Source organism: Frankia sp. Mgl5, assembly GCF_023242985.1.
GTDB classification, from domain to species: domain Bacteria; phylum Actinomycetota; class Actinomycetes; order Frankiales; family Frankiaceae; genus Parafrankia; species Parafrankia soli.
On the sequence record NZ_JALKFY010000671.1, the window covers coordinates 1 to 10,747 of the forward strand.

8 protein-coding genes and 3 pseudogenes are annotated in these 10,747 nt (G+C 64.8%); 5 read left to right on the forward strand and 6 right to left on the reverse strand.

Features of this window, described 5'->3' with window-relative positions; genetic code table 11:
• Window positions 1–185 precede the first annotated feature (185 nt).
• Entirely contained in the window at window positions 186–2,405 is a 2,220-nt protein-coding gene (locus MXD62_RS22310) for a glycosyl hydrolase (RefSeq protein ID WP_248831432.1), read from the reverse strand.
• 420 nt (window positions 2,406–2,825) lie between these two features.
• Here MXD62_RS22310 and MXD62_RS22315 point away from each other — a divergent pair.
• Both MXD62_RS22315 and MXD62_RS22320 read left to right on the forward strand, forming a co-directional pair.
• Window positions 2,826–2,987, forward strand: a pseudogene (locus MXD62_RS22315) (IS6 family transposase); the annotation flags it as partial.
• Window positions 2,988–3,034: 47 nt separating this feature from the next.
• Window positions 3,035–3,649, forward strand: a complete 615-nt coding sequence (locus tag MXD62_RS22320; RefSeq protein WP_248831433.1) for a recombinase family protein — start codon at window positions 3,035–3,037, stop codon at window positions 3,647–3,649.
• Window positions 3,650–3,890: 241 nt separating this feature from the next.
• On the opposite strand, the gene MXD62_RS22325 is transcribed toward MXD62_RS22320, so the two are convergent.
• Window positions 3,891–4,064 (reverse strand): hypothetical protein, encoded by a 174-nt coding sequence (locus MXD62_RS22325; RefSeq protein WP_248831434.1) that lies wholly within the window; start codon window positions 4,062–4,064, stop codon window positions 3,891–3,893.
• A complete protein-coding gene (locus tag MXD62_RS39315; RefSeq protein ID WP_308301305.1) occupies window positions 4,061–5,266 on the reverse strand; it encodes an HAF repeat-containing protein in 1,206 nt (401 codons plus the stop codon). The genes MXD62_RS22325 and MXD62_RS39315 overlap by 4 nt, the downstream gene beginning before the upstream one ends.
• Window positions 5,267–5,739: 473 nt before the next feature.
• Between MXD62_RS39315 and MXD62_RS22335 the strand changes: the two are divergent.
• Both MXD62_RS22335 and MXD62_RS22340 read left to right on the forward strand, forming a co-directional pair.
• Window positions 5,740–6,319: pseudogene (locus MXD62_RS22335) on the forward strand (transposase domain-containing protein); the annotation flags it as partial.
• Between the two features lie 428 nt (window positions 6,320–6,747).
• Entirely contained in the window at window positions 6,748–7,050 is a 303-nt protein-coding gene (locus tag MXD62_RS22340; RefSeq protein ID WP_308301306.1) for a hypothetical protein, read from the forward strand.
• Between the two features lie 221 nt (window positions 7,051–7,271).
• Here MXD62_RS22340 and MXD62_RS22345 read toward each other — a convergent pair.
• Window positions 7,272–7,391: pseudogene (locus MXD62_RS22345) on the reverse strand (IS110 family transposase); the annotation flags it as partial.
• Between the two features lie 205 nt (window positions 7,392–7,596).
• A complete protein-coding gene (locus tag MXD62_RS22350) occupies window positions 7,597–7,827 on the reverse strand; it encodes a hypothetical protein (RefSeq protein WP_248831436.1) in 231 nt (76 codons plus the stop codon).
• Window positions 7,828–8,415: 588 nt separating this feature from the next.
• On the opposite strand from MXD62_RS22350, the gene MXD62_RS22355 reads away from it, so the two are divergent.
• Window positions 8,416–9,774, forward strand: coding sequence for a glycosyl hydrolase (locus tag MXD62_RS22355; RefSeq protein ID WP_248831437.1), 1,359 nt, complete (start codon window positions 8,416–8,418; stop codon window positions 9,772–9,774).
• Window positions 9,775–10,285: 511 nt separating this feature from the next.
• On the opposite strand, the gene MXD62_RS22360 is transcribed toward MXD62_RS22355, so the two are convergent.
• On the reverse strand, window positions 10,286–10,747 hold a 462-nt coding region (locus MXD62_RS22360), incomplete at its 5' end, for an integrase core domain-containing protein (protein ID WP_248831438.1).

A 10,747-nucleotide genomic window follows, 5' to 3' on the forward strand; every position in this document is an offset into this window, starting at 1 on the left:
CGAACTCGCCGCAGCCGTCTGACCGGCAGCTGCCCCGGCCGCTGGCATGCCCAGCTTCCCCGTAACGCAACAGCGCCCTGACCGGACTGGTCTCCTTCGCTCACGGGCAGCGATCCCTACGGGGATCGCTGCCCGTGAGCCGGTCCCGCCTCAGGCCGGTGATTTGAATCCAGGTCTTCGCAGGGCTATATCCTCCGATAGAGCTGCTGATAGCGCGCGGCGGCGTTCGGGTTCTGGTAGACGCAGCCGGGTCCGAGGGGGCGGTTGAGGTTGGATCCTACGTTCCCGGGGTCGCAGTTGCCGAAGTAGAATTCATATGCGAGTCCTTTTCCGGCGCGTTCGAGGAACCAGTCGTACATCCATTGGATGAAGTTGGCGCTGTCGCCTCCGCCGTTTGTGCCGGCGCCGCTCACGACTCCCCATTCGCCGATTCCGAATGCTTTGTTGTGTGCGGTGGCGAAGTTGTACCAGTAGGTGAGTCCGCCGACTGCGTTGGCTTGGGCGTCGAATTCTGCTTTTGTTCGGGATGGCGGCCAGAAGTCGTAGGAGTCGAGGCCTACGTCGTCGACCCAGGCGTCACCGGGGTACATGTCGATCGCATTGTGGCTGGGGGGGTTCTGTGAGTAGTGGGCGTTGAGGCTCCAGGAGATTTCGGGGTCGGGTTCGGCGGTCGATCGGATGGCGTCGACAACGTGGCGCCAGCAGTTGATGTAGTTCGTCGGGTTGGTGGCGGACCATTGGTACCAGTTTCCGTTGCCTTCCCAGGCGAGCCGGATGATGGAGTCCTGGCGGCCGTATGTGTTCAGTATGTTGCCAAAGGTCCGCCAGTAGGAGTCGTAGGCGCCGGTGGCGCAGGTGGTGTTGTTGGCGCCGATGTTCTCCGGGAAGGGTGAGGCCGCGATGATGAGGCGGCCTGGCCAGGTGGCGAATCTCTGGAGAAGGTCGGTGGGTTGGGCGACGTTTGTCCAGCTGTTCCGGGTGGTGTACAGCAGGGCGAAGTCGCAGGGTGTGCCGCGCCAGTTACAGAAAGCGTCGATGTTGGCGGGGGTCATGACCGGGTCGGGGTAGGTGCCCGAGATCCATGGTTTACCGGAGCGTGGTCCTGCGTACAGGGGCGGTGCGGGAGTGGGGGTGGTGCCGGCTGGGACCTCGACGCGGTCGAAGCTGACGGCGTTCCCGGTGGAGGAGGCGACGTTGTGTTGGCCGAGGTTGGTGAGCGCGAAGGTGTGTGTGGTGGGTGTGAGCTGGGCGGAGCTGTATAGCAGTGTGACGATCCGGGTCGGTGCGTAGGTGTCGATCGGGCTGGTGGGTCCGCCGTCGATGCTGACGGAGGCGAATCCGCCGTCGGGGCCCTTGACTCCGTAGATGTTGGCCTGGACTCCGGAGAAGCGGATGGTGGCGACGGCACCGGCGGTGGTCGAGGTGTGGATGCTGTTGTTGGGGGTGACTGTGACGCAGCCCAGGCACTGGGTCCAGGTTCCGGTGTAGGAGACCTGGTTGGGTCCGGTGCCGATGCTGGTGTCCTCGATGGTGACCGGTGGCGTCGGTGGTGGGGGCGGTACGACTGTGGGGTCGCCGATCTCGGCGCGGTCGAAGCCGACGTAGTAGTTCGAGGAGGCGCCGCTCCGCTTGTGGACGTTGGTGATTGTCAGGGTGTGCGTGCCGGGGGAGAGCTGCGGGGAGCTGTAGCTCAACGCGACGGCTGAGGCGTTGCGATAGGTGTCGACCGTTGTCGGTGTTCCGTTGTCGATGCTGAACGCGGCGAATCCCCCGAGGGGGTTCTTGATTCCGTAGATGCTGATCTGGGTGCCGGAGAAGCGAACCGTGATCGTCGCACCGCTGGCGTAGGAGTAACGGAAGCTGCTGTTCGCTGTGGCGGGTCCGCAGCCGGTGCACACCGACCAGGCTCCCGAGTAGGTGACCTGGTTGATGCCGGTGCCGACGGCGGTGTCCTCAATGGTGGTCACGGTCGGTGGTGGTATCACCGGGGGTGGGGGTGGTGGTGTCGCCTCGACGGCTACGGCGCGGTCGAAGCCGACGTAGTAGTTGGTGGACGCGGCGTTGTGCTGATGCACGTTCGTGATCGTCAGTGTGTGGGTGCCCGCGGGTAGCGGCGCGGAGCTGTACTGCGGGGCGACGACCGACGCGCTGGCATAGGTGTCGACCGTTGTCGGTGTTCCGTTGTCGATGCTGAACGCGGCGAATCCCCCGAGGGGGTTCTTGATTCCGTAGATGCTGATCTGGGTGCCGGAGAAGCGAACCGTGATCGTCGCACCGCTGGCGTAGGAGTAACGGAAGCTGCTGTTCGCTGTGGCGGGTCCGCAGCCGGTGCACACCGACCAGGCTCCCGAGTAGGTGACCTGGTTGATGCCGGTGCCGACGGCGGTGTCCTCAATGGTGGTCATGGTCGTCGCCGCGCTGGCCGGCGCCACGGTCGGCCCAATGGCCGTGACGAGCGCCACCACAACCAGTACGGCAAGGCCCAGTGCGCCGGGAATACGACCTACCCGTCGTCGTCCCAATCTACTGAAAACTTTCAAATGGCACCTTCTCGTCCTTGTCTGGATCACGTTCTTCTCATCGCGCATTTTTGTATCCCGTCGTGAGCTACAGGAGACTGCGCGCTCCCTGGAGGAGTGCACAACCACAGACGGAACCTGAAGCTAAACCGAATCTAAGCGCTACCACGGAAGTACAGGATTCTCGGAGATTCAAGACGTCGACACCCAACGCGGCACTGTTGCGTCTACGGGTTCCGCGGTCTCTGTAGCGTTCGCGGGGAATGATCGAGTGATGGTTCACCGTCCCGTCCGTCCCCGGTTCCGATGTCCGAGTGTTCGCCGGGTTTCGGTTCCCACCCTGAGGTGATCGTGCTGGCGGTCCGCTGGTACGTGCGCTTCGCGCTGTCGTACCGGGATGTCAAGGAGCTGCTCGCCGAGCGCGACGTCGACGTCGATCACGTGACGGTGTACCGGTGGGTGCGGCGATCGGGCGAACTACACTTTTCTTATGGCGAAATTGGACGGTCTGCGACTTGGTCCTGTACGCCCGGTACTCGGAACTGGTCGGTAGGGATGACGCGTTAGAGCGTCAGGACGGGTACGAGTTCGCCGAGGAGTACGGCGCGACGATCGAGAAGGTCTACCAGGAGAAAGGATTTGCTTCGAAGAAAAAGACCATCGTGTTGGAAGACGGCGCGATGATCCGCCCGGACTACGCCGAGCTTCGGTCCAGTTACCTTGACGGTGCGATCGTGTGGGACCTGGACCGCCTCACCCGGGACCTTCGGGATCTGGAAGACGCGATCGAAGTCGTCGAGCTGTACGGCCGCCCCATCGTGGGCCACGGAGTCGATCTGACCACCGAGTACGGTAAGGCGAACACCCGCGCGCAGGCGGTAGCGGCGGACAAGGCCGCCCCTGCGGAGCGGCAACCCCCGCTGACCAGCGAGCCCAGGGCGCCGCACACGCGCGCCGAACAGGACCCCGGCCGACCCGCCGCGCGCCGGGGCGGGGCCCCGCCTTCGGTACCCCGCCCCGGGCGGGTCGGACCGGCCGCCCGTTCGGCACGTCGGAGCGTCGCAACTGCCACAGTTCCCGGAGGAGCCCATAAACGGCCTCTTTGCACGGCGGGCGGCGCTGTCGGGTGACCATCCCGGCCGCTGGCGCCACGTCTTGAAGTGGTCGAGATCTGACCTGCGCCGGCGCAACGCGCAGGCGCCAGCCCGTCTCGAGCAAGTCGAGCAGCAGTCGGATCCGCTTATCGTCGCTTGGCGGGCCATCGAGGTGCAGCATGGCGGCCAGTGTCAGCAGGTCGGCGATGTGGCAGAGAGCAGCAATCTCCACCCGGAAGGCGGCGTCGACGAGCGCTTCCCGATTGGCGAAGTGTCGCTAGAACGTCGCCGGCCCCACCTTCGCACGTTGCGCCACCATGCAGAGGGGAGCTCCGGTGCCCTGCGCGATGAACACCTCGCGGGCGGTCTCGACAAGGCGATTTTCGTTGCGCTGCGCGTCTGTCCGGCGAGCCCGGTCGGCGCGGGGCGGGGTCTTGCCGTCCGCGGTCACGGCTGTTCCGGCTCAGCGGGCCACACGGCGGCATGGGGAAACAGATCGGCTGTTGTCGCGCTACCGACCAACATGTTTCCAGCGGTCACGGCAGCCACATCGCTGTAGGGCCCGCCGAGGGTGCCGTGATCGGTGAGAGTTCCGCGATACCACGTCGCAGCGTGCGGGCCGGACGGCGTCGACATCGTGCCGGCTACCAACCCTCGCTCGTTCAGACCGACCGGATCGAAGCCGCTCGCCGCGGGCCCGAGTTCGATCCTTCGACCGGCGCTCCACAGAAACCCACGCGGGTGCGCCCCGGTGCTGCGCACCAGAACCTCGCCCCGGCTGGTCAGCGCAACCGCCTCGCTGACGCCGTCGCCTGGCAGCACCCCAAGGTCTGTCATGTGACCGCGCTGCCAGAGGAAGGCGTGCCACGCACCGGCGGCGGTCAAGCTGGACCCGATGATCTGACCAGCGTTGTTCACGGCGACAGCCTGGCTCTCAGATCCCCCCAACGTTCCCAGATCGCGGATCTTGCCGTTCGACCAGGCGAACGCGTGCGTCGAACCGTACTGGCGCTGACTCGAGCCCACCACCAGGCCGGAATCGTTGATCGCGGCCGCGGAGCTGTAGCTGCCGCCGAGAGCGCCCAGATCCTGCATCCGTCCTGCCGTCAAGCGGTAGGCGTGTGAGTTCCCGGAGTCGGTCGAGCTGGTTCCTACGATGACCCCGAAGGTATTCACCGCGGCGGCGGAACTCGTCCATCCGCCAATAGTGTCAGTACCGCCCAAAAAGCCCAGAGGTTGCCATTTCCCGTCGACCCAGGAGAATGCCTGCCGATCATAGCGACCAATAATATCCCCTATTATCACTCCATGCTCGTTTATAGCCGTCGGCCGACTGCCGCCCGGCAGCTGTTGGAGACGACCTCCTCGCCACAGAAATCCCACCACGCCGTACGGAGAGGACTGCCAGTAACCAGCACATAGGCCGCTGCGGTCGCTGCAGACCACCCGGCCGGGCCAAGGCTGCGGCGCCGGAATCAGCACTGGTTTCGATCTAGGGAGGCCAGGAAAAACCGCGCTAGATGCCCGCGATCCTGTCACAGGTGCCCCACCTGGAGACGCCATCACGCGAGCTTCCGTGCCTACCCATGACGAAGTCGCCGCAGTCGCCGCGAAGGTTGTGCGCAAAAGTGCGCGTCGGCTCCACTCTCGCATTTCCTTTCCCTCTCCGTATGAAATATTTTTAACTACCGTCCCGATGTGAGCAATGATTATTGACCATCTATGCCGCGCACATCAAGTGCGGTCCAGGTATTCTCGGTGTCGATTCGGCGCCATGCTGTGAACTTAATGTCTGATTGTGCAATATCTTGTATCGCAGCCAGTTTGCGTTGCTCTTTGTGCTTGGCTGGATGTCGTATTAACTCGGTTGTGGATAGTTTCCACCATACGTCCGAATTCTGACCAAAGAGGCTGACCGTGAATACGCTGACCCGGGTAAACGTGGACGACCGAGCTGAACGGAAGAGTCGCAGGGTCCCCTATCCTCCGTGCTCATCCGGCTACAACGACCGGTCGGCCATGAAGAGCCATGTATGTCACTTTAAATTACCTATGCTGGTCGTAAGGATGATCAAGACCTTCGGTCAAGTAGAGGGATCGGAATCACGAAAAAGTAGGTTCGAGGTATGCCCGGACACGGTCAGGCCAGGGAGAGTCCCGGAGGCCGCTGGTGGGCCGGGTCGGCCTGGGGTGCCGGCAGCGCGGTTCCCGGATGCGCTCGATGAGGGCACTGTCCGTTGAGACTGGCCGGCGTGAGCAGTGGTCGCGGGATCTGCCGGCAGCCCTGGCGGTCCGCTATGTGATCGCGTTGGTGTTGTTCCCCTCCCACGGCTACAGCAAGGTGATGTGACAGGGCAAGGTCGCCGACGACTGGCTGGCCGGTGGTCTGGGGCCGGTGAAGGTCCCGGCCACCACGGCGATCACCAAAGCGCGGGACCGGCCCGGGGGGGAACCGTTGAAGCTGCTGTTCGAACGGACCGCGGTGCACGATGGCACCGCCCCGGCGGACGGTCGGGGCGTTCTACTGTAGCCGGCGGCTGTGCGCGGTCTAGGCGCCATGCTGTCGGTCCCTGATATCGATGAGAACGCCGTGGCATTCGGGAAGCCCGGCAACGCCCAGGGTGCGGGGCGTTGCCGCAGGTGCGGCCGGCGGTGCTGGTTGAGTGCGGCGCCCGGGCGTTGTCGGCGGCTCTGACGGGAACCGGAACCCGGTGAACTCGGACACCCGAACCGGCGGACGGACGGGATGGAGAACCATCACTCGATCATTCCCGGCGAACGCTGCAGAGACCGCGGAACCCATCGATGCAACAGTGCCCGCGGGCCGGCTCTGCCTGATACGAGCATTGCGGCTGGTCTCCATCTAGATCCCGTCCACCGAGTATCGATGGGGATCCGCGGTCGTTGGCACAGGTTCCAGCCGATATGCAGATTCTCGGGGGACTTTTCCCGCAAGCGGTAGAACGCGAAGCTGTAGCGACGTCGTCCTGCCAGCGGACACCGGAAACATGCTGCCCAAGCTGCTCGGCGAGGCTCCGGACGACGCTGGTGCTGTCGGTTTCCCCATCCGGACCGGGGATGGGAGGCCGGGGCGTGAAAGCTCGGTGTTACCGTCGCCGCGGACCAACGCCTTCATGACCATGCGGAGCGAGGCCGCAGCGGAAGCACGCTGGCCGGAGCTGCGTTACCCGGTTGGAGCGTTCTTCGCGATCCGTGCCGCAGCGTTTCTCCGGCTCGGCGTTCTCGCCGCCCGCAAGCTGGTCACGGGCCGCCCAGCGGCTGCGGCCCGCGCGCTGCGGATCCTGCGTGGTCTGGTCGCCGGCTTGGCGCGTCCGGAATGGGAGCCACCGCACCGATCGGTGTGGCGGGCGGTGCCCACCGTCACCCGCACCCCGGATCGGCCTGCTGTCCAGCGGGCACGCGCAGGGATGCGTTGAGCCGATCCGCTGATCGGCGAGGCGGTTCACCACGACGACCGGCTGCCGCCCGGCTTGCCGGGACTGGCCGCGCCTGCCACGGCGGCGAAGGATCCTTCGCTGGCCAGCCGGTCGGGGTTGTCTCCGGGGGTGATCAGCAGCGCGGCGGTCGTGTCCGGGTCAAGACCAGGACGCGCCAGAAGAACTGGGGCATAGCGGGTGAGCACGGCCGTCAGCCGCCAGTCGGTCTTGCCCCGACGCCGGCGAGCAGCACGGTCAGGCCGGTTGACCTCCAGCATGGTGACACCTGCGGTGTGCAGGTGACGGGCCAGAGCCACACCATAGGAACCGTTGCCCTCGACCCACGCCCGCCGCGGGACCGAGAACGATCTCCTGGCTGGTCGCCTCGATCTGGTCTGATCCTGCAGGCGGATGGATGCTGGACATAGCCGTTCGTCTCCTGCTCGGTCCGGGACCGGACGGCCGTCGCCGGACCGCCACGGCGGTCAAAGCTGTGAGGATGCCTTGTGCGGCAAGGCCCTTATCGGGACACGCCCGCCGGCTCGGTCACCGGTGACGCTCCCCGAACGGCAGCCGACAGGCCGACGCAAGGGCATCACGCCAGTTGAATCCGGTCAGGTTCTCCCGGCGCAGGATCGCGCCCTTCGCGCCCGGCGACGTCGCCGCCTCGTACTCGGCCAGGATCCGCAACTTGTACGCCGCCGAGAACGACCGCCGGCGCGCCTTCGGTTCGACCTCCGGATCCGGCCGTGACCCGCCGCTCTCGCGATCTCCCACACGGCCATCATCGACCAGGCCCCACCCAGTCCGTCACCGCCACCACCACGATCTTCGTCTTCCAACCTCGCCCTAGTCACAAGATGATAGACATCCCCCGGCTCAGATCATGCTGACAGGTAGGGCTGCGGACCTATGCCACGACCGCATACAACAGACCCGCTCAGCCTTCCGATCTGTACTTTTTTTCAGTCTGTCCGCTGTACTTTCTGCTTTGAACTGGTTGAGACCATCGCCGTCGCCGGCGTAACAGTGGTCTGATTCGGGCGAACATTTCAGGCGCGGCTTCGCCGGCCCGGTAGAAACTTTGTGTGGCACCATTCTGAATCCCCGATCGGCATAGGTGAAGGCGTTACTCTCGGCCCTGCCAGGCAGAAGAAAAAATTGGCGGTGGAGATGCCAGAAGTGCGACCATGTAAGCATGATTCGATGACGGATCGGGACTGCTCTAATCGATCTCAGGAATGGCGGGTGTGGATGCCGCGCAGGCGACATTACGCTCATATGTCCCGGTATGTCCCGGGACGGCGAGCGTCGCGGGGGCTAGTCGTCGCGGTCGCAGCCATCCTGGCTCTTGCGTTGGTGCAGATGGGTACCGCTGCCGCGCAGATCACGACGACTGTAATCGAGGACACCAACGTCGGCACCGGCCTCGGGCCGGTCAATTATGTCGGTAATTGGTCGACGTGCACGGGTTGCCCACCCATTACCGAGGACAGCAGCTACCATTTCTCCTATGACCGTGGCGCGGTAGCCTCGATCCGGTTTAGTGGCACTGAGGTCGCGATCTACGGCGTCGGTCACCCGAACGGCGGCATAGCCACGATCAGTATCGACGGCGGGCCACCTACCACCGTGGATACGTATGCTCCGGTCCAGAGTTCGTTGCTGCTCTATCGAGCCGCCCCGCTCGACGTCCAGCTTCATACGGCCACGATTGTCAACACCGGACGGCACGGCACCTCATCTCCCAGCACTCTGGTCGCCTTTGACCGGATGGTGGTAGGCACGGACGCCGGCGATACGCCACCCCTCGGATTCCGGTCGGGGCTGCCCTGGCTGTCCGGCATCTGGGCTAACGCGCTCATGGTCCCCTCGGTTACAGACGCCTTCTGCGACACCCGCGGGACACCCTGCGACCTGGCCCATACCTACGTGGCTCGAAACAGCTGGGCGAACATCGTCGAACCGTCCTTCGCACAGCTGAACTACGCAGGATGGCCCGGGCGGCTCGTGATCTCCGTACCACCGTTCCCGGAGGGCCAGGGCAACAGCCTGGCGGCCTGTGCCACCGGCGCCTACGACTCGTACTGGCGCACGTTCGGTAATACCCTTAACACCACCGGGCGGCAAAACTCCATTATCCGTCTCGCCTGGGAAGCTAACGGCAACTGGTACGAATGGTCCGCAACCAATCCCACGGCGTACATCAACTGCTGGCGTCACATCGCCGACGCGATCAACTCGACGGCAACCCCGGACCCGCTGCTCTCCTGGACACTCAACGCCCACTATTCGCAGAACCCGCCGAGCCACAACCCGCTGGACATTTACCCCGGTGACCAGTGGGTAGATATAATCGGTATCGACGACTACGACCATTACCCCCCATCGCGCACGTTCGCCGACTTCACCGCGCAGGCCAACGCCCAGGGTGGTATCACCTGGCTGTACAACTTCGCCCGTAGCCATGGCAAGTTGTTCGGCGTCGGAGAATGGGGGGTTGCCCCAGGATCCGGGGCGAACGGCGGGGGAGACAACGCCAACTTCATCAGCTGGATGTACGACTGGTTCCGGGCCAGGGCAGGCCAAGGGACATTCTATTATGAGATGTACTTCAACGTCTGTACTCCGGGTAACGTCGGCTCCAACCTGTACGGACCGCTCAGTCCCACCTGCATCCACCGCAACCAGGCAGCCGCCGCGCGATACACAGCGCTGTGGTGAGCGGCGGATGCCCTCGCCGAGGGTGACATCCAGCTGCTCGGGATGATCGGACGGCCGTGAGGGGACTGACGTCCCGCGAAGCCCGGACGTCTGCGAGCACTCCCCAGCTGGAGGGAGTGGCCGGCTGCGCTCCCGGCACGTTCAGTTACCAACGCCTCCGCAGGCCCCACCACGTGGGGGCCTGCGGAGGTTTACACGCCGCAGGTCACCTGCTGGTCTGCCTCAACGGCGACGGCTACACCGTCGCGCAGCCCTACCATCCGCGCCCTGCGATCCGCGTCCCGAGGATCTCCAAAGCACGGAACGCACCGGTTCGTCAGGTCGAGTCCGTCCTGCCCGGGGCCGTGCAGGCTATCGTGACCGCCAAGCGTCAAACTCTTGACGCCCGCCACGCGGATACCGGCAGCCCCTGCCAGAGGCGGGCCGCGCGCGGGACGTTGTGGGGCTCCAAAATCCGGGTTGGGGCTGTGAGCTGCTCTTTTACAGCTGAGATGATCAGCGGTGGGCGTCGTCAGGCGGCGTTGCGGTATTCGTTGATCAGCCCGCCGAGGATGCGTGTGCGACGGGCGGTGGAATTCGGCGTCGGGGTGACCGCGGGTGGTGGGTCGGGTGGGTGCTGGCTGAGGGAGCGGTGAGGCCGGTGGGTGTTGAAATGCTCGGCGTAGCTGGTGAGGACGGTGGTCAGGTGCCGTTCGGAGACGATCAGCAGCCTGTCGGTGCATTCCCGGCGGGCGGTGCCGACCCAGCGTTCCGCGATCGCGTTCGCTTGGGGTGACTGTGGCGGTGTGCGCACCACGTCGATACCGGCCCCGGCGAAGACAGCATCGAAGGAAATCGTGAATTTCGTGTCGCGGTCACGGATGAGGAACCGGAACCGGTGGCCACGTTCCTCGAGGTCCATCAGCAGGTTCCGTGCCCGTGTGTGAACACGAACGTGAAGGAGGAGCTCCGATTTAGACGGAGACTGTTCTGG